Annotated in this window: 19 protein-coding genes; 6 read left to right on the top strand and 13 right to left on the bottom strand. The window is 62.9% G+C overall.

Annotated elements, in window-relative coordinates; translation table 11 throughout:
- Positions 1–12: 12 nt before the first annotated feature.
- Positions 13–540 (bottom strand): DUF3617 domain-containing protein, encoded by a 528-nt coding sequence (locus BHD08_RS18290; protein WP_125024034.1) that lies wholly within the window; start codon positions 538–540, stop codon positions 13–15.
- Positions 541–706: 166 nt separating this feature from the next.
- On the opposite strand from BHD08_RS18290, the gene BHD08_RS18285 reads away from it, so the two are divergent.
- The 4 genes from BHD08_RS18285 (at position 707) to BHD08_RS18270 (ending at position 6,041) form a co-directional block, all read left to right on the top strand.
- A complete protein-coding gene (locus BHD08_RS18285) occupies positions 707–1,222 on the top strand; it encodes a sigma-70 family RNA polymerase sigma factor (RefSeq protein ID WP_125024032.1) in 516 nt (171 codons plus the stop codon).
- Positions 1,222–2,184 (top strand): FecR domain-containing protein, encoded by a 963-nt coding sequence (locus BHD08_RS18280; protein WP_125024030.1) that lies wholly within the window; start codon positions 1,222–1,224, stop codon positions 2,182–2,184. Before BHD08_RS18285 ends, BHD08_RS18280 begins: the two co-directional genes overlap by 1 nt.
- Positions 2,185–2,284: 100 nt before the next feature.
- On the top strand, positions 2,285–4,783 hold the full coding sequence (locus BHD08_RS18275) for a TonB-dependent siderophore receptor (RefSeq protein WP_125024028.1): 2,499 nt from the start codon (positions 2,285–2,287) through the stop codon (positions 4,781–4,783).
- 70 nt (positions 4,784–4,853) lie between these two features.
- Entirely contained in the window at positions 4,854–6,041 is a 1,188-nt protein-coding gene (locus BHD08_RS18270; protein ID WP_125024026.1) for a PepSY domain-containing protein, read from the top strand.
- 83 nt (positions 6,042–6,124) lie between these two features.
- Here BHD08_RS18270 and BHD08_RS18265 read toward each other — a convergent pair whose 3' ends face one another.
- The 5 genes from BHD08_RS18265 to BHD08_RS18245 are packed head-to-tail and all read right to left on the bottom strand — an operon-like array spanning position 6,125 to position 10,096.
- The gene (locus BHD08_RS18265; RefSeq protein WP_125024025.1) at positions 6,125–6,760 is read right to left on the bottom strand and encodes an SCO family protein; all 636 of its coding nucleotides are present in this window, start codon (positions 6,758–6,760) and stop codon (positions 6,125–6,127) included.
- A gap of 21 nt (positions 6,761–6,781) precedes the next feature.
- Positions 6,782–7,681 carry a heme o synthase gene (cyoE, locus tag BHD08_RS18260; protein ID WP_125024024.1) on the bottom strand — a complete coding sequence of 300 codons (900 nt, stop codon included), beginning with the start codon at positions 7,679–7,681 and terminating at the stop codon, positions 6,782–6,784.
- Between the two features lie 16 nt (positions 7,682–7,697).
- The gene (locus BHD08_RS18255) at positions 7,698–8,753 is read right to left on the bottom strand and encodes a heme A synthase (protein ID WP_125024023.1); all 1,056 of its coding nucleotides are present in this window, start codon (positions 8,751–8,753) and stop codon (positions 7,698–7,700) included.
- A gap of 52 nt (positions 8,754–8,805) precedes the next feature.
- The gene (locus tag BHD08_RS18250; RefSeq protein ID WP_015278953.1) at positions 8,806–9,384 is read right to left on the bottom strand and encodes a hypothetical protein; all 579 of its coding nucleotides are present in this window, start codon (positions 9,382–9,384) and stop codon (positions 8,806–8,808) included.
- Positions 9,359–10,096, bottom strand: coding sequence for an SURF1 family protein (locus BHD08_RS18245; RefSeq protein ID WP_125024022.1), 738 nt, complete (start codon positions 10,094–10,096; stop codon positions 9,359–9,361). Before BHD08_RS18245 ends, BHD08_RS18250 begins: the two co-directional genes overlap by 26 nt.
- Positions 10,097–10,166: 70 nt before the next feature.
- Here BHD08_RS18245 and BHD08_RS18240 point away from each other — a divergent pair, with 70 nt between their 5' ends.
- Positions 10,167–10,370: a twin transmembrane helix small protein gene (locus BHD08_RS18240; protein WP_125024069.1), complete on the top strand. Its 204-nt coding sequence runs from the start codon at positions 10,167–10,169 to the stop codon at positions 10,368–10,370.
- A gap of 4 nt (positions 10,371–10,374) precedes the next feature.
- Here BHD08_RS18240 and BHD08_RS18235 read toward each other — a convergent pair whose 3' ends face one another.
- The 6 genes from BHD08_RS18235 to BHD08_RS18210 all read right to left on the bottom strand — a co-directional run bounded on the left by BHD08_RS18235 (position 10,375) and on the right by BHD08_RS18210 (position 16,664).
- Positions 10,375–11,271: a cytochrome c oxidase subunit 3 gene (locus tag BHD08_RS18235; RefSeq protein WP_015278950.1), complete on the bottom strand. Its 897-nt coding sequence runs from the start codon at positions 11,269–11,271 to the stop codon at positions 10,375–10,377.
- Positions 11,268–11,843, bottom strand: a complete 576-nt coding sequence (locus BHD08_RS18230; protein ID WP_125024021.1) for a cytochrome c oxidase assembly protein — start codon at positions 11,841–11,843, stop codon at positions 11,268–11,270. Before BHD08_RS18230 ends, BHD08_RS18235 begins: the two co-directional genes overlap by 4 nt.
- Positions 11,844–11,931: 88 nt before the next feature.
- The gene (gene ctaD, locus BHD08_RS18225; protein WP_125024020.1) at positions 11,932–13,569 is read right to left on the bottom strand and encodes a cytochrome c oxidase subunit I; all 1,638 of its coding nucleotides are present in this window, start codon (positions 13,567–13,569) and stop codon (positions 11,932–11,934) included.
- Positions 13,570–13,581: 12 nt separating this feature from the next.
- On the bottom strand, positions 13,582–14,715 hold the full coding sequence (coxB, locus tag BHD08_RS18220) for a cytochrome c oxidase subunit II (RefSeq protein ID WP_125024019.1): 1,134 nt from the start codon (positions 14,713–14,715) through the stop codon (positions 13,582–13,584).
- A gap of 232 nt (positions 14,716–14,947) precedes the next feature.
- Complete coding sequence (locus BHD08_RS18215) at positions 14,948–15,178, bottom strand: hypothetical protein (RefSeq protein ID WP_302474673.1); 231 nt, start codon at positions 15,176–15,178, stop codon at positions 14,948–14,950.
- Positions 15,179–15,599: 421 nt separating this feature from the next.
- Positions 15,600–16,664, bottom strand: coding sequence for a PA0069 family radical SAM protein (locus tag BHD08_RS18210; RefSeq protein WP_125024015.1), 1,065 nt, complete (start codon positions 16,662–16,664; stop codon positions 15,600–15,602).
- A 299-nt stretch (positions 16,665–16,963) separates the two neighbouring features.
- Between BHD08_RS18210 and BHD08_RS18205 the strand changes: the two genes are divergently transcribed.
- Complete coding sequence (locus tag BHD08_RS18205) at positions 16,964–18,034, top strand: acyltransferase (protein WP_125024013.1); 1,071 nt, start codon at positions 16,964–16,966, stop codon at positions 18,032–18,034.
- A 107-nt stretch (positions 18,035–18,141) separates the two neighbouring features.
- Here the strand turns inward: BHD08_RS18205 and BHD08_RS18200 are convergent, their stop codons facing one another.
- On the bottom strand, positions 18,142–18,921 hold the full coding sequence (locus BHD08_RS18200) for a DUF1835 domain-containing protein (RefSeq protein WP_125024011.1): 780 nt from the start codon (positions 18,919–18,921) through the stop codon (positions 18,142–18,144).
- Between the last annotated feature and the right edge of the window lie 4 nt (positions 18,922–18,925).

Below are 18,925 nucleotides of genomic sequence, written 5' to 3'. Positions count from 1 at the left end.
GCCATCGGCTTCTCAGCGTGCCGGTTTCAGCGTGCCGCAGTCGTCGGCGACCCAGCGCGCATGGGATTCGATTCTTGAACTGCCGGTTTCGGCGCCCTGACGGTATTCGCTGTTTACGGTACTGACGAACTCCTTGTCACTGATAAAGCGCGTTTCGCCCTGGCCGCGCGCGTCAGGGCATTCGAAGCGGAACTTCCATAGCTTCTCGCTGCGTTCGGTGATTTCCTGGGTACAGGCCGGGTCATCCTGAAACGGTAGCTCGTCCGCTTCGACTTGCGCCTTGCTCAGGCAGATCTGTACGCCCTTGCCGCCGAGCTTTACCCCCTGTGCGGCGAGCATCTCTTCCATCATCCGGCGTTGCTCGGCAGGCAGGTTCTGCATCTGCGCAAGCATCGCGTCCATGCCCGGCATCTGCTGTCCATCCACCTGAATATCGCCACTGCTGAACTCCCAGAGGCCGGGCAGGATTTTCTGTGCGTGAGCGGGAAGCAGGGTAAATGAAAGGGCCGCAAGAAGGGCCAAACGGGGCAGCTGAGTCATGGTTCTTTCTCCGGCAATCAATCGTTTTTCAAGCCTAGCCGAGCTTCGACAGCGTGGCGCCAGGATCGAGCCCAGTGATCCGTTTGGTCAGGTGGTGCGATTGCTCGTGGATTTATGTTGTTGAGAAGCGTTAGCATTAATGGCTGCAGCGCTCATGGGAGGCAGCATGGCAACTGAAGGTATGGTTCGGCAGCAGATGCTGCATCGGCTCTACAGCGATCATCACGGCTGGCTGAATGGCTGGCTGCGGCGCCAGCTGGGCTGTAATCAGCGGGCTGCCGATCTCGCACAGGATACTTTCGTGCGAGTGATGACCAAGGACGAAGACATGGGCGCCATTCGTGAGCCCCGAGCCTACCTGCACACCATCGCCAAAGGCCTGTTGATCAACCACTGGCGCCGTCGGCAGATCGAGCAGGCCTATCTCGATGCGTTGGCGCTGCAACCCGAGCTGGTGGCGCCCTCGCCGGAATCGCAGGCGCTGATCGTCGAAACCCTGCTGCAGATCGACGCCGTGCTGGCCCAGCTGCCATCCAAGGTCCGCAGCGCTTTTCTCATGTCGCAACTGCAGGGCATGACCTATGCGGCCATCGCTGCCGAACTCGGCGTTTCCGAACGCATGGTGAAGAAGTACATGGCGCAGGCGATGCTGCATTGCCTGTTGCTGGTGGCGGAGGACTGATGGGCATCGACTACCGTGTGCTGCAGGAAGCGGCGAAGTGGTTTGCCGTGCTGCAGTCCGGCGCGGCCAGCCCAGGTGAGCGCCAGGCCTGGGCGGCATGGTTGCAGCAGCCGGACCATGCCCAGGCCTGGGCCAGGGTCGAGCGCATCAGTGGTCAGTTCCAGCCGCTGGCTAGCGATGCCATTGGACGAAGCGCCGGCGCCATGCTGCACAGCCGTCAGCCGAATCGGCGCCAGGCGCTGAAGGTGCTGTCCGTCCTCTGTGGCGGCGCCGCGCTCAGTCTGGCCGGTGGCTCGCTGCCGTGGCGGCAGTGGGCCGCTGATGAGCGCACTGCCGTGGGTGAGGTGCGCGACCTGCGTCTGGCCGATGGCTCACAGCTGTGGCTGAACACCGATACGGCAGTGGATATCGCCTTCGATGCGAACGCGCGGTCGCTGGCGCTCTATCGCGGTGAGCTTTTGATCGATGCTCCGGCCAGCCGTCGTGCGCGACCGCTGCTGCTGAGCAGTCGCGAAGGGCGTGTGCGCAGCGAGCAGGCAGCGCGCTTCTCGCTGCGCCAGGAGGATGGCCGGACGCGTCTGAGCGTATTCACCGGTGTGGTGGATATCCAGCTAGATGGTTTCGCCATCGCCAGCGTTGGCGCAGGGCAGCAGGCCGAATTCGACCGCCGTCATGTTGCGCCGCTGGTGGCTGCCCGTGCCGAGCACCAGGCCTGGGCCACTGGCGTCTTGCTCGCCGACAATCAGCGCCTGGAGGACTTTCTTGCCGAGCTTTCGCGTTATCGCCACGGCTACCTCGGTTGTGACCCGCGGATCGCCGATCTGCGGGTAGTCGGAGCTTTTCCCCTGGGCGACACCGAACGCGTTCTGGATGCGCTGGCGGCGACCCTGCCGGTGCGCATCGAGCGGCGCATGACCTGGTGGGTCAGCCTTGAACCCGCCGCAAAACGAGTCGACGCATGATGCGACATGGACACGAATAAAAAATATTCTCATCCGTAGTTCCCTTTCTCGAATCTGGTTGGGCATAGGGCTAAATCCATCCATTCGAACAGGAACACCCATGCGCTCGACCGCCTTGCCGTTCAGTCCCAATCGCTCTCGTGCCCTGGCACTCGGCATTCGCGCCGCGCTGTTCTGCCTGCCGCTCGCAAGTGTCGCGCCCGGCATCGCCTTGGCACAGGCTGCGACCCAGCAGGCAGTACGCAGCTACGACATTCCCGCCGGCCTGCTATCCAGTGCATTGAGCCGTTTTGCTGGTGAGGCGGGCGTCTTGCTGTCGGTGGACGGCAGCCTGCTACAGGGCCTGCAAAGCAAAGGGCTGCAAGGCCAGTACGGCGTCGACGACGGTTTCGCCGCGCTGCTGCAGGGCAGCGGCCTGCAGGCCGTGCGTGACGGCCAGGGCAACTACTCGCTGAGCCGTCGCACCGAGCAGAGCGGTGCCGTCGAGCTGCAACCGATGACCGTCGAAGGCTTTGCCCTGGGCAACGCGCTGGGCTCGATGGAAGGCTACAACGCCACCCACAGCAGCGTGGCGACCAAGACCAGCATGCCGCTGGCGGAGACCTCGCAGACCGTTTCGGTGGTTACCCGCCAGCAGATCGAGGATCAGGGTTCGCGCTCCATCGCCCAGGCGGTGCGCTACACGCCGGGCCTGATGAGCACGCCGTATGGCGCCACCACCCGCTACGATTATGTCGCCATGCGCGGCATCACCGATGGCTCGGTGGACAACCTTTACCTCGATGGGCAGAAGCTGCTCGGCGACAGCGGCACCTACAGCAGCCTGCAGGTCGATCCGTACTTCATCGAGCGCATCGACATCCTCAAGGGACCGTCCTCGGTGCTCTATGGCCGCAGCCTGCCCGGCGGCCTGGTGGCGATGACCAGCAAGAAGCCACAAAAGGAAGCCAGCCGCCAGCTGCAGTTCTCCTACGGTAGCCACGACTACAAGCAGGCCGCGTTCGACTTCACCGGCCCGCTGGACGACGAACGCATCAGCTATCGATTGGTGGGCGTGGCCAAGGATGCCGATACCCAGGTTGATGGCATCGAGGAGCAGCGCTATGCAGTGATGCCCTCGGTAAGCATCGATTTCACCGATGACACCCGCCTGACCCTGCTGGCGATGCTGCAGCGCGATCCGGAGAGCGGTTACCACGGGGGCTTGCCGGCGGTAGGTTCGGTTACATCGTTCAATGGTCAGCGTATTTCACGCAGCTTTTTTGAAGGCGAAGAAGATCGCGAGAAATTTGAACGTAATCAGCAGATGTTTGGTTATCAGCTTGAGCATCGTTTCAACGACGTGGTATCTGCCCGACAGAACTTTCAGTATCTCGATTCACGGGTTGAGTCAGAGCAGGTCTACCAGTATGGCTATACCACTGACTACAACTATGGCCTGCCTGGCGATCTGTATCCTGAGTACACCGGGGCGGACGAGTCGCTTCATGCCTGGACTATAGACAATCAGTTGCAGTTTCTCTTCGACACCGGCTCTTTGAGTCACACTTTGGTAACTGGCCTCGACTATCAGCGTCGCAAGGCCAAAGTCAGCTATGACGGAGGCTACGTAAGCAGTGTTAACCCTTATACAGGGTTAAATCCGGCAACGAGCTACAGCTTTTACCACCAGTACGACGAAACCCGAAGGCTGGAACAAACCGGGCTCTATGTTCAGGATCTTATCGATCTTGGCAATTGGCGTTTCTCACTCGGTGCGCGTCAGGACTGGGTCGATGTTTCGTTCGACCATGTAAATGATGCAACTTACGGAACTCATAAAGATAAGTCGAAGTTGGAGCAGTTCACCGGTCGTGTGGGAGTGTTATACGCATTTGATAATGGCGTTTCGCCCTATGTCAGTTATTCCGAGTCGTTCAATCCGAACACAAGCAGTGCTTACAACGTCACATCAACCGGTTGGGATATTTCGCTTTTGGATCCAACCGAAGGTGAGCAGGTTGAAATAGGGGTAAAACTTCAGCCGCTAGGGACGGATGATCTCTACACAATATCTTTCTTCGACTTGAAGCAATCCAACCTATCGAGTAAAGACTCAGCCGAATACTTCTTCCGTTCCGTGGGCGAAATAACCTCAAAGGGTATGGAACTCGAGGCTCGTGTCAGCCCAATTGAAAATGTGAATGTGCTGGCTAGCTACACATATCTGGACGTTGAATACAGCAAGGATTACGTCGGCCGGCCCGGCGTCAACAACCGCGGCAATACGCCCAACGCGGTGGCGCGCAACATGGCCTCGCTGTGGACCGATTACACCTTCGATCAGGGGCCGCTGGCCGGTCTGCAGGTGGGTGGTGGTGCGCGTTACTTTGGCAAGAGCTGGGCGGACGCAGAGAACACCCTGCGCATCCCGTCCTACACCTTGTATGACGCGATGCTCGGCTACGACCTGTCCCGCGTAGGGCTGCAGGGGGTTGGCGTGCGCCTGAACCTGAACAACCTCACCGACGAGAAATACGTCGCCGCGTGCAACAGCCTGAGCCAGTGCTATTACGGCGAGTCGCGCAATGTCATGGCTACCGTGACCTACGACTTCTGATCAACGCTGAGCTGCCGCCGGTCCCCAAAGGCCGGCGGCTTTGTGCTTTCTGAAATACGGACAACCGACGATGCGTTCGATTCTTGTGCTTGTGCACCGCTATATCGGTCTGGCCACGGCGGTATTTCTGTTCCTCGCCGGCATCACCGGCAGCATCCTGGCCTTCCACCACGAACTGGACGAATGGCTCAACCCCGAGTTCTACCACACCACCAGCGAGGGTCCGGTGCTGGCGCCGGGGACGCTGGTGGAGCGCGTCGAGCAGGCCAACCCGCGCATGCAGGTCTGGTACATGGAGTTCCCCAGCGAACCCGGCCATGCCGCGTTGATGGCGCTGGTGCCGCGCAACGATCCGGCCACCGGCAAACCCTATGACGAGCGTCCGGTGGTGCACTACCTCGATGCAGTGAGCGGTGAGCCAGTGGGCACGCGGTACTGGGGCGAATGCTGCTTTTCGCGCAAGAACTTCGTGCCCTTCATTCTCGAGTTTCACTACAACCTGGCGCTGCCAGGCAACTGGGGACTGTGGTTGATGGGCATCGTGGCGATCGCCTGGGTAATCGATTGCTTCGTCTCGCTGGTGCTGACCTTTCCCCGTGGGCGGCCGTTCCTTTCCAAGTGGTGGACGGCCTGGAAGATCAAACGCCAGCGCATGAATCACGACGTGCACCGCGCCGGCGGCCTGTGGCTATGGCTGTTGCTCACACCGGTGGCGGTCAGCAGCGTGGCGATGAACCTGCCGGAGCAGGTGTTCAAGCCGGTGGTCTCTCTGTTCTCGCCCGTTGAGGCGAGCGTCTACGAGGCCCGCGGGCGGATGCCGAACGAGCAGCTGGGCACTACCGCTTACGACTTCCACCAGGCGTACGACTACGCCATGCAGCACGCCGCCGATCTGGGCCTGACCGAAGCGATCACCGAGCTGTACTACAGCTTCGAGTACAACTTCTATGGCGCCGGTTTCGGCGAGCACGACAGCAACCAAGGCAATGCCTGGCTGTTCTTCCACGGTACTGATGGGGGTTTGCTGGGGCAGGAGATTCCTGGGCAGGGCACGCTGGGACAGCAGTTCCACCTGCTGCAACCGGCGATCCATGGCGGACGCATTCTCGGCCTGCCGGGTCGCATCCTGATCGCCGTGCTGGGCGTGGCAATCGCGGTGCTTTCGGTCACCGGCGTAGTGATCTGGTGGCGCAAGCGGTCGGCGCGACGGTCGGCAGCAGCGAGGCGTGATGCGGTAATGGAGGCTGAAGCGTCGTAGCAAACCCGTGACAATTACCGAGGGGCCCTTCGCGAGAGCCGGATGCAGGCTCCGCCCTGCGCGGTGGCGGCCTCAGGTAAGGTTCAGGGCTGGCGCTTGAGCAGCTCGGGTAGTTGCTCGGCCAGCTTCTGCACCCGCAGCGGCGAGCGGATAAAGCCCTGCTGGCGACCGTCCGGGCCGATCAGCACCAGGTTGCCGCTGTGGTCAACGGTGTAGTTTTCCTTGCTGGTATCGCCCGGAATGAAGGGAATGCCGACGCCGTTGGCCAGGGTCTGGATATCATCCAGCGGGCCGGTCAGACCCTGAAACCCGGCGTTGAAGTAGCCGAGATATTCCTTGAGCTGGGCCGGTGTGTCGCGATTCGGATCGACACTGACGAGGATGATGCGCAGCTGGTCGCGCACGGCTTCCGGCAGCATGCCGTTGAGCTGGCGCAGCTCGGCCAGGGTGGTGGGGCAGATGTCCGGGCAGAAGGTGTAGCCGAAGAACAGCAGCGACCACTGCCCGTCCAGTTCGTCCAGTTTTACCGCTTCGCCGTCCTGATCCGTCAGGCTCAGCGCCGGCACCGTGCGGCTCTGCGGCAGCAGGACGATGCCGGCATCCAGCAGCTGCGTGGGGTCGAGCTGACGCTGGCTGTTGAGCACCTTGGAAACCGTCAGCCCGACGACCAGCGCGATCAGCGCCACGAGGATGAAGACGGTTTTCTGGATGCGGGTCATGGATGTCCTTAGTGCAGCTGCTTAGAAATCGAGCAGCAGATAATGATCAACCAGCAGCGCGATGAACAGCGCGAACAGGTACCAGATGCTGAATTTGAACGTCTTGATTGCCGCATGTGGCTGGCTGTCGCGGTATAGCGCGATAGCCCAGTAGAGGAAGCGCGCCCCCAGAACTGTTGCTGCTGCCAGGTACAGCGGGCCGCTCATGTGAATGGCGAACGGCATGAAGCTGACTGCCAGCAGCATCACCGTGTACAGCAGGATGTGCACCTTGGTGTAGTGCACGCCGTGGGTCACCGGCAGCATTGGCACGTTGACCTTGGCGTACTCGTCCTTGCGATGGATGGCCAGGGCCCAGAAGTGTGGCGGCGTCCAGGCGAAGATGATCAGCACCAGCAGCAGCGGCTCGGCGGTGACCTGGCCAGTCACCGCCACCCAGCCGAGCAGCGGCGGTGCGGCGCCGGCGAGGCCGCCGATGACGATGTTCTGCGGGGTGGCGCGTTTGAGAAAGCCGGTATAGATCACCGCGTAGCCGATCAGCGAGGCCAGCGTCAGCCAGGCGGCGAGGGCATTGGTGAAGGTCAGCAGCAGGGCCAGCCCGCTGACGCCGAGAATGAAGGCAAAGGTCAGTGCCGCCGCTGGCGAGACCCGGCCTTCGGCCAGTGGCCGCTTGTGGGTGCGGGCCATCACCGAGTCGATCTGCCGGTCCACCACATGGTTCACCGCCGCCGCGCCGCCGGCACACAGGGCGATGCCCAGGTTGCCGAACAGCAGCACCGTCCAGGGCACGCCGGCGCGGGTGGCGAGGAACATGCCCACCAGCGAGGTGATGAGCATCAGCAGCACCACCTTCGGCTTGGTCAGCTCCAGATAGTCGCGCCAGCTGGCCTGGGCGCTGCGTTCGCTGAGTAGAGTCGCCATGGGGTTCTCCTTGTGGTCATGCGCGGGGCAGATCGAGCTGCCCCGTCGTGTTCGAAATCGTCGCCGCCTTGGTCTGCCGAGCCGCATGCGCGGGCTGGCGCAGCCGGTAATTGACCAGTACCAGCACCAGCAGCAGCGCTGCACCGCCACCGTTGTGCGCTACGGCGACCGCCAGCGGCAGATTGAGCAGCACGTTGCTGATACCGAGGCCGACCTGCAGCGCCAGCGCGGCGACGAGCAACCCGGCCAGCCGGCCGAGGCCGCGGCGCCAGAGCAGGGCAGCGAGCAAGAGCAACACCAGCGTCACGCACAGCGCGCCGATCCGGTGGGTAAGGTGGATGGCGGTGCGTGCCTCGCCGTAGAGCAGGCCGCCGAGGTAGTTCGGCCCGATGTCGTGATGGGTCAGGTTGAAAGCGTTGGCGAAGTCCATCTGCGGCCACCATTCGCCGTGGCAGGTGGGGAAATCGGTGCATGCCACCGCTGCATAGTTGCTGCTGACCCAGCCACCGAGGGCGATCTGCAGAATCACCGCGAGCATGGCGAAGCCGGCGAATTTACGCAGGCGACTGTCGATGGCTGGCAACGGAGCAAATACGCCGGACAGCCTCAGGCACAGCAGGAACAGCAGGCTGAGTGTGGTGAAACCACCGAGCAGGTGCGCGGTGACTACCTGCGGCCAGAGCTGCAGGGTCACCGTCCACATACCGAATATGGCCTGGGCAATCACCACGGCGAGCAGCAGCAGCGGCAATTTCATCGGTTGGCCGGGTTCGGTCCGGCGGCGAACGGCCTGCACCGCCATGGCGAGAATCACCAGCCCCAGGGCACCGGCGAAGTAACGATGGATCATCTCGTTCCAGCCCTTGGCCACTTCCAGTGGAGCCTCGGGAAAGCGCAGCGCGGCGATGTTCTGCTTGTGCTCGCTCATCGGCACGGCGAGAAAACCATAGCAACCCGGCCAGTCCGGGCAGCCGAGGCCGGCGTGGGTCAACCGCGTATAGGCGCCGAGCAGTACGACCACCACCGCCAGCAGCGTGGCGATCAGGGCGAGGCGGTATCCGGGTTTGGCCATCGATTTCTCCTTGGGCGGCCAGTTTGGGACCGCAGCGAAACGGCAGAGTGCGTCAGCCGATCTGCGAGATCTTCAGCAGGTATTTCAGGTCGTCGAGAATTGCTTTGCCGTCGGCTTCGGCGTCGTAGCGCAGCACCAGGTTGCCGTGTGGGTCGACGATCCATAGCTGCGGTGTTGCCGGTGCGTCGGGGTTGCGTGCATACACGCTGGCGTCGAGCGCATGGCGCTGCAGCTGTGGATATTCGCGGCCCAGGCGCTGCTCGTAGGCCTCGTCCAGGACCGTCGCGCTGGCCAGGGCGTGGCTGGCGCGGGCTGCCTCACGGGCCAGGCCGATATTGATCTGCCGGGCGAGGTAGACCAGTTGCTGGCATTGCGCTTCGCAGCCCTGCGGTGCGGTGACCAACAGTTCCCAGCGCCGCTCGGCGGCTGCCGCGGTGACGCCGATGGCAGCACGGTCCTGGCCGTTGGCGATCAGTACACCGTCATAGCTGCGGGTTTGCGGTACCCAGAAACCGAAGCGATACATCGCCGACGCCAGCAGCATCGGCCCCAAAACCACGCCGATGATCAGCAACAGTTGCAGCCGGCCGCGACCACGTTTCGGCTCATGGCCGGCAAGGGTTGGATTCATCGTTTCCACTGTGCTTCCCCCGTGCCTGATGCACGCCGAAGTAGATAAACAGCGCCAGCAGCGCGGCGGCCAGCGCGAACCATTGCACGGCATAGCCCAGGTGTTGCGACGGGCTCATGCTGGTCACCACCCAGTCGGCGCGGTACGCGCTAGGCCCGGGCTCCAGGCGCAATTCATGGATCAAGCCTTCGCGACCGGCCTGCTGCCACATAGCCTCGATGTCCACATGGTTGATCAGCCGCGGCCAGCCCTCGGCCGTGCGATGGCTGAAGACGAACGGCTTGCCCGGCGGTACATAGACCCAGGCGGCGAGCTTCAACGGCTGTGCCGGCGTATCGAAGGCCGGCGGTATGCGGCGGTCCGGCCAGGGAATCCAGCCGCGGTTGACCATCACCCAGCGGCCGCTGAGTTCGTCACGGAAGGGTTGCAGCAGCTCGACGCCGACCTGGCCGTCGCGGGTGCGGCTGTCGAGCAGAAAGCTGTGCTCGGCATCGAAGCGACCCTGCAGATGGATGCGGGCGAATGCTGGATCGTTGAGTCGTTCGATTTCGTTAGGGGCCAACGGTGCCGCCTGCTGGCGGGCTTCCTGACGGGCCAGCAGATCGCGCTTCTGCTCGCCGCGCTCCAGTTGCCAGAAGCCCAGCCACACCAGTACCGGCAGCATGGCCAGTACCAGCAGGGTAGGCAGCAGCCCGGGCCTGAAGCCGCTCATGGCCGGCAGCCTGATGTATCGATACGGCTGGCTATACTCCACCCCCAATACCCCTGTCGTGGAATCGCTCATGCTCAAGGCGGCGATCGTTCTGTTGTTAGTGGCCACGCTGGTCAGTCTGTTCAGTGGGATGTTCTTCCTGGTCAGGGACGAGGGCCGCACCTCCCGTGTCGTTACGGCCCTGTTCATCCGGGTCAGCCTCAGCGCACTGACCGTTGCGCTGATCGGCTGGGGTTTCTATTCAGGGCAACTGCGCCCCGCCTTCGGTTTCTGAAGCGCTAGATCACATAGACGAAGACGAACAACGCAATCCACACCACGTCGACGAAGTGCCAGTACCAGGCCGCCGCCTCGAAACCGAAGTGCTGCTCCGGGCTGAAGTGCCCGCGCAGGATGCGCACGAGCATCACCGTGAGGATGATCGCGCCCATGGTCACGTGAGCGCCGTGGAAGCCGGTGAGCATGAAGAAGGTCGCGCCGTAGATGCCCGAGCCCAGCGTCAGTCCGAGTTCGGTGTAGGCATGCACATACTCCTCGATCTGCAGGATCAGGAATGCCGCGCCGAGCAGTACGGTCAGCGCCAGGCCGATCTTCAGATGCTGGCGGTTGTTCTTGCGCAGCGCGTGGTGCGCCCAGGTCAGGGTGAAGCTGGAGCTGACCAGCAGGATGGTGTTGATCAACGGCAATCCCCAGGCACTGATGGTGCCCTCTGGCGCCGGATAGAGCTTGGGATCGGGGTTGTTCAGCAGCGGCCAGCTGTACTCGAAGCCGGGCCAGAGCATGTTGCTGACGCCCTTGTCGCCTTCGCCGGCGAGCCAGGGGCCGGCCCAGTAGCGGATGTAGAACAGCGCGCCGAAGAACGCGAGGAAGAACATCACCTCCGAGAAGATGAACCAGCTCATGCCCCAGCGGAACGAGCGATCCATCTGTGCGCTGTACAGTCCGGCGCGACTTTCCTTCACCACCGCACCGAACCAGCCGAACATCATGTAGGCGATCAGCAGCGCACCGACGAAGAAGATCATCGGTCCGCTGGATTCATCGCGCCCGGCCTTGAGGTCGTTGAACCAGCTGCCCAGGCCGTAGAAGGTCACCAGCAGGGCAACAGTGGCGATGATCGGCCATTTGCTTTGATCAGGTACGTAATACTGCTCGTGGGTGGTCTGTTGGCTCATTGCAGACTCTCCTTGGCCGGGGCCGATGTGGCGTTGACGGCCACCGGCGGCTGGCGGGACGTGATGTCGAACAGCGTGTAGGCGAGGGTCAGGTTGTGCACGTCGGCGGGCAGATCGCGATCTACGATGAAACGCACCGGCATCTCGATGCGTTCGCCCGGCTGCAACACCTGCTGGGTAAAGCAGAAGCATTCGGTCTTGTGGAAGTACGCGGCGGCCCGAGAGGGCGACACACTGGGAATCGCCTGGGCTGTCATCGGCTTGTCGGTCGGGTTGTAGGCGACGAAGCGGATTTCCTGGCTGGCGCCCGGGTGCACGCTGATTTGGTCGGCTTGCGGGCCGAACTCCCAGCGCATCCCGGCAGCGTTGGTGGCGAGAAACTGCACCCGCACTGCTCGCGCTTCGTCGGCGCTCTGCATGCCGGTGTAGGCGCCGGCGGTCTTGCCGTTGATGCCAAAGGCCTGGCACATGACGTCGTAGATCGGCACCAGTAAGAAGCCGAAGCCGAACATGCCGACCACCACGAACAGCAGGCGGCGGACCAGGCGTCGAGTGGGCAGGGACTCGTTCATGGGAGCCTCCCGGATTGACGGTAGCGGGCCTTTTCGCGGTCAGCCAGGCAACCCCGGCCGAGCCTGCAAGCGAGGCCCTGTTGCCCGCTCACGGCGTCAGCTCCCCGCCGGTGCCCTTGCGGTGCTCATGCACATCGCTCATGTCCGGTGGTGTCTGGAAGGTGTGGTAGGGCGCTGGCGACGGCACGCTCCACTCCAGACCCTCGGCGCCGTCCCAGGGCTTGGCCGGTGCTGGCACACCACCGCGGATACACTTGATGACGATGAACAGGAACAAGAGCTGGGTGGCGCCGAACATGAAGGCGCCGATGCTGGAGACCATGTTGAAGTTGGCGAACATCATGTTGTAGTCGGGGATGCGCCGCGGCATGCCGGCCAGGCCGACGAAGTGCATCGGGAAGAACGCCAGGTTCATGCCGATGAAGCTCATCCAGAAATGCAGCTTGGCCAGCGTTTCGTCGTACATGTGCCCGGTCCACTTCGGCAGCCAGTAGTAGGCCGAGGCGAAGATGCCGAAGATCGCCCCCGGCACCAGCACGTAGTGGAAGTGCGCGACCACGAAGTAGGTATCGTGGTACTGGAAGTCCGCCGGGGCGATGGCCAGCATCAGCCCGGAGAAGCCGCCGATGGTGAAGAGGATGACGAAGGCCACGGCGAACAACATCGGCGCCTCGAAGGTCAGCGAGCCGCGCCACATCGTCGACACCCAGTTGAACACCTTCACCCCGGTGGGCACGGCAATCAGCATGGTCGCGTACATGAAAAACAGCTCGCCGGTCAGCGGAATGCCGACGGTGAACATGTGGTGCGCCCAGACGATGAAGGAGAGGAAGGCGATTGCCCCGGTGGCGTAGACCATCGAGGTGTACCCGAACAGCGGCTTGCGGCTGAACGCGGGGATGATCGAGCTGACCGCGCCGAACGCCGGCAGGATCATGATGTACACCTCGGGATGGCCGAAGAACCAGAACACGTGCTGGAACAGCACCGGGTCGCCGCCACCGGCGGCGCTGAAGAAGCTGGTGCCGAAGTGGATGTCCATCAGCATCATGGTCACCACGCCGGCCAGCACCGGCATCACCGCGATCAGGAGGAAGGCGGTGATCAGCCAGGTCCAGACGAACAGCGGCATCTTCATCAGCGTCATGCCCGGGGCGCGCAGGTTGAGGATGGTGGCGATCACGTTGATCGCGCCCATGATCGAGCTGATGCCCATCAGGTGGATGGCAAAGATGAAGAAGGTCACCGACTCCGGCGCGTAGGTCGTCGACAGCGGCGCATAGAAGGTCCAGCCGAAGTTAGGCCCGCCACCCTCCATGAACAACGTCGAGACCAGTAGCCCGAATGCTGCCGGCAGCAGCCAGAAGCTGAAGTTGTTCATCCGCGGCAGGGCCATGTCCGGCGCGCCGATCATCAGCGGGATCATCCAGTTGGCCAGGCCGACAAAGGCCGGCATGACGGCGCCGAAGACCATGATCAGGCCATGCATGGTGGTCATCTGGTTGAAGAATTCCGGCTGCACGATCTGCAGACCCGGCTGGAACAGCTCGGCGCGGATCACCATGGCCATCGAGCCGCCGAGCAGGAAGGCGCAGAAGCTGAACCACAGGTACATCGAGCCGATGTCCTTGTGGTTGGTGGTCAGCAGCCAGCGCGAGAGCCCCTTCGCCGGCCCGTGGTGGTGGTCATGCCCGACATGACCATGGTCGTCGATCACTGCACTCATCACCTGATCCTCTTACTGGGTGGCTTCTTCGGCCTGTTTGAAGTCGAGCACGTCTTTCGGCGTGACCATGTCGTCGGTCTTGTTGCCCCAGGCGTTGCGCTCGTAGGTGATGACCGCGGCCAGATCGACTTCCGAGAGCTGCTTGCCGAAGGCCGCCATCGCGGTACCCGGCTTGCCGTTGACCACGATGTTGATGTGCGCCTCAATGTCGCCGGTCGCGATGGCCGAGCCCTTGAGTGCCGGGAACATCGGCGGAATGCCCTCACCGCCAGCCTGGTGGCAGGAGGCACAGGCGGTCTGGTAGACCTTCTGGCCGCGCTCGGAGAGCTCTGCCAGCGTCCATTCCTTGCTGGTCAGTTCGGCCAGCTTGGCGGCTTCGGCCTTCTTCTCGCCGAGCCAGGTGGCGTAGTCCTCCTGCGACTTCACCTCCACCACTACCGGCATGAAGCCGTGATCCTTGCCGCACAGTTCGGTGCACTGGCCGCGGTAGATGCCGGGTTGCTCGACGCGGGTCCAGGATTCGTTGATGAAGCCGGGGATGGCGTCCTTCTTCACCGCCAGATCCGGCACCCACCAGGAGTGGATGACGTCGGCCGCGGTGATCAGGAAGCGCACCTTGGCGCCGGCCGGAATCACTAGCGGCTCGTCGACTTCCAGCAGGTAGTGCTCGCCCTTGGGCGACTGGTTGTTGATCTGCTCGCGCGGCGTGGTGAGGTTGCTGAAGAACTCCACGTCCTCACCCAGATACTTGTAGTGCCATTTCCACTGGTAGCCAGTGATCTGCACGTCGACGTCCGATTCGCTGGAGTCGTAGATATGGATCAGCGTGCGCGTCGCCGGGATCGCCATGCCCACCAGTATCAGCAGCGGGATGACCGTCCAGAGCACCTCGACGCGGGTGTTCTCGTGGAAGTGAGCGGAATGCTGACGCTTGGAGCGGCGGTGCGCGACCATCGAATAGATCATCACGCCGAACACCAGCACGCCGATGACCACGCAGATCCAGAAGATCGTCATGTGCAGATCGAACACCGACCGACTGACGTCGGTGGCGCCGGAGCGCATGTTCACGTCCCAGGCCGCCTGAGCCTGGCCGAATATTGCCCAAAGCCCAAGCCCCATCCAGATGCATGGATGTCGAGACATTGCGGGTTCCCCTTATGATTCTTGTTATCCCGCCGACCGCCATCGCACCGCCGAAAATCGGCTGGCCGGGGAAACCATTCCCGTCATGCCAGCTACGTTCTCGATCAGTCCGATTCTGCCCAGCACGACCACCGAAACGCTCGGGGTTGAGCTGGACGCTTGCACGCGCAGTCGGAACTCAATCAGGTACGCCTACGATTCGGAGTATAGACAGCGATCGCACTCTCGCAATTTAAGCGCGGGGAGTGTCTGGCTCGGGCTGTGTGGGGGCATCGTTCTTCTTCACGCCGCGCAGGTTCATCAGCGCCAGGCAGACCTGCAGCGTAATCAGCGCCCAGGCCTCGGCATGCCAGCCCCAGATCACCCAGAGCAGGTTGCTCAGCAGGAAACAGCAGAAGCCGACGAAACGCCGCCCAGGTTGTAGCGAGCCGATCAGCCAGGCGGCGATCACCGTGACCACCATGGCCGGCCATTGCAGCAGATCAATCCAGTCCACGATGCCTCCGGTGCAGGAATACAGGGATTGGTGCGACAGCGGCGGGAGATAGTTCCTGCGCGCCTTGTCTGAGGGATGGGCGCGATGACTGACGGCAATCGCCCGAGTCATGGACCCTGCTTTCGCGACGCTTGCTTGGCTGCGTTGCGGTGGATGGGTGAAGCGCCATCCACCCTACGACTGCGCGTCAGCCCAGCCGAGGGGCCGCCCACCGAATGCTGCGGAACCTCGCGACACAGGCTCGAACGTAGGGTGGAAAACTGCGAAGCATTTTCCACGTGTCTGCACGCAGTCCGGGGCGGGTCCCAGAGCGGTGCGTGGCAGCGTGCATTGCAGTGGATGGGTAGGGCGTCATCCAGCCTACGGCTTCGCCCGCCGGGCAAAACCGTCAGATCAGGCTCAGCTGCTGCCCGGGCGGGGCGAAAATACTGCAGTCCAGGCCATAGTTCTGATCCCGGCGATTGAAGCCCAGGCGCTTGCACGCCAGCTGGAAACGCTGGGCCAGCAGCTGGGCGAACTGACCTTCGCCGCGCATGCGACTGCCGAAGCGGCTGTCGTAATCCTTGCCGCCGCGTGACTGGCGCACCAGGCTCATGACATGGGCAGCGCGCTGCGGAAAATGCTCCTGCAGCCATTCATCGAACAGCGTCGCCACTTCGTGGGGCAGGCGCAGCAGCACATAGCCGGCCGAGCGCGCACCGGCCTCGCGGGCGGCTTCGAGCAGGCGCTCCAGCTCCATGTCGTTGATCATCGGAATCATCGGCGCGCACATCACGCTGACCGGCACGCCTGCTTCATGCAGCGTGCGCAGCACCCGCAGGCGCGCCGAGGGCGAGGCCGCGCGCGGCTCCATGATGCGTTTCAGTTCGTCGTCCAGCGTGGTCAGGCTGACCGATACGCTCACCAGCCGCTGCTCGGCCAGCGGCACCAGCAGATCGAGGTCGCGCAGCACCAGCGAGCCCTTGGTGATGATGTGCACCGGATGCCTGAAGCGCAGCAGGATCTCCAGCGCCTGCCGCGTCAGCTGCTGCTCACGCTCCAGCGGCTGATAGGCATCGGTGTTCACCCCCAGCGCGATCGGTTGCGGCACGTAGCCCGGCTTGCTCAGTTCGGCTTCCAGGCGTTCGGCAAGGTTGGTCTTGGCGATCAGTTTGGTTTCGAAATCGATACCCGGCGAAAGGTCCCAATAGGCGTGGCTGGGCCGCGCGAAACAGTAGATACAGCCATGTTCGCAGCCACGGTAAGGATTTACCGAGCGATCGAAACCCACGTCAGGTGACTGGTTACGGGTCAGGACGCTCTTGGCCGTCTCCAGGCGCACCTCGGTGGCGCGGGTCGGCGGAACGTCCTGTTCCCAGCCGTCGTCATAGGCCTCGCTGCGCGTGGAAGCGAAGCGATTGTCCGGGTTGACCGCGGTACCGCGGCCGCGTGGTGTGGAAGTGGGCAGGGTCATGGCTGTGAGTCGAATGCTGTTTATATATACAGTAAACAGCTCGACGACCGCGCGCCAGCTCAACCGATCGATGGCAACCGCTACCGCCCGTCGGTTGGCTCGGGAACATTTGCTTACCGCTCCGGACAAAGGAGGCTGATCGGGTAAGCGCAGTCATTAGACGCTGCCTGAATTGGAGCCCGCCGGCAGACAAAACAAAAGGATGATCGGAGCGCCCTCGGCGAACGATCCGGCAGTACCGGCATTGCACTCCCAGTGCACTCCAGCTTCCAGCCACTGCCGACAGTCAGGAGCAGACCATGCATCCCACCGGTTCCTTTCACTCCCGGGAAAACAATTTCGATTTCCTGCGCTTCTTCGCCGCTGCTCTGGTGCTGTTCGCCCATAGCTATCCGCTGGTCGGTCGCCGCGGCGATGAACCCCTGACGTTGCTCACCGGCTACGAAAAGGGCGGCTCGATCGCCGTTGGTATCTTCTTCGTCATGAGCGGCTACCTGATCACCTCGTCCTGGCTGGCCAGCAGCAGTCCGAAGAGCTTTCTGATCAAGCGGGCGTTGCGCATCTTCCCGGCGCTGATCGTCGCGGTGCTGCTCTCGGTCTTCGTCATCGGGCCGCTGGTCACGCAGCTCAGCCTCAGTCGCTACCTGGCCGCCGATGGCACCTGGACCTACCTGCAGAACATCCTGCTGGTGACGCGCTACGAACTGCCCGGCGTATTCACCGGCAACATCTATCCGGATGTGGTCAACGGCTCGCTGTGGACGTTGCCGCTGGAAGTGCTGATGTACATCGGCGTGATGATTCTCGGGCTGACCGGTTTCCTCAAGCGCCGGCTGATCTTCCTGCCAATTGCCGTGCTCGCGGTCGGGCATTTCTGGCTGCTGGGCAAGCTGGGCATCGAGTCCTACTTCATCAAGAACATCTTCAAGCTCGGCCTGCTCTACTACAGTGGCGCGGCACTGTTCCTCTACCGCGACGACATCCCCTGGCGCGGCTGGATCGCGGCGTTGTTGTTCGCGGCACTGGTGGCGACCTTCCGTACCGACATCGGTCCGCTGGTGTATTTCGTTGCGCTGCCTTATCTGGTGCTCTACCTGGCCTATGCGCCGCTGCCGCTGATTTCGCGCTTCGGCAAGTACGGCGATTTTTCCTACGGCCTGTACATCTACGCCTTCCCGTTCCAGCAGCTGACCATCTACCTGTTCGGCCCGCAGGTCGGCGTGCTCGGCCTGACGTTGATCGCCTTCGTGCCGACGTTGATCCTCGCTGCGCTGTCCTGGCACCTGATCGAAGCGCCAGCGATGAAGCTCAAGCGCCTGTTTGCTTCGCCACCGCAGCCGGGGCGGGCGACGCCGAAGGCCGAAGGCTGATTTGGACTGGTACAGAAAAGGAACCCGCCACTTTGGCGGGTTCTTTGTTTTAGAGGTTGGGCGCGCCGAGTCCTGGCCGCGAAGCAGATGGCTCGGTATTGAGCCTTTCACCTCAAGACTCGGCGCACCTGCAGATCACGGTAAGCGGCTGTTGGATCGCCCTGGATCTCCAGACGTCCTGCGGCAACCAGTACGCGGGCGCGCCAGTAGATGAAGAAATCCGTGGGAAAGAAGCCGTCGCAATGGCCCATGACCTCGGCCATCGCACGCGCCAGCGGAGCGAATTCGTCGGGGCTGGCAGCGACCAGCGCCGCGTCGATCAGCCGATAGTCTTCGCCCCGAAACGCCCCCTCGAACCAGCGGCGAATGCCATGCGTGCTGGCGCACTGCTCGTGCCAGACCGCAGCGAGTTCAGCCTGGCGAGACGCGGGAACCGCCTGTGGACTGTATAGCGCCGCCAGTGCCTCGGGCGAATGCATGGACACCGCCTTGCGCTGGCCGGCGCGGCTGTCTCCGGTGCCGCAAGCGACTTCGTGCAACCAGCAGCTGGAGCCCTGCAGCAGCGCGGCGATGCGAGCCAGCAGTAGCTGTTCGGATGCGCTGTCGCCGTGCCAAACCGTTACGGCTGCAGCCTGTTTGGCTAGGTTGGCTAGCCAGAGTGCATCAGCCGCTAGCTCATCGGTGAACACCGGGCGTGGAGCCACCTCTGCGGGCCAGACCTGCTCCCAGAATGCGGCGCGAGCAGCGCAAGGCGCACGATCCACGTCATTCAGCGGTCCGACAGCCAAGTCGTCGCGCAACACCCGCACCTGTACCTCGGGCTCGAGCCTGGCCAGCAGCGCACGTACGCTGTCGCCGGCCAGGTCGCCGCAGGTCAGGTGCAGCACAGTG

Source organism: Pseudomonas sp. SCT (assembly GCF_003864275.1).
Classification (GTDB): Bacteria; Pseudomonadota; Gammaproteobacteria; order Pseudomonadales; family Pseudomonadaceae; genus Stutzerimonas; species Stutzerimonas stutzeri_AE.
Note: the sequence above shows the minus strand (reverse complement) of the source record. Positions and strands in the feature narration are given on the sequence as shown.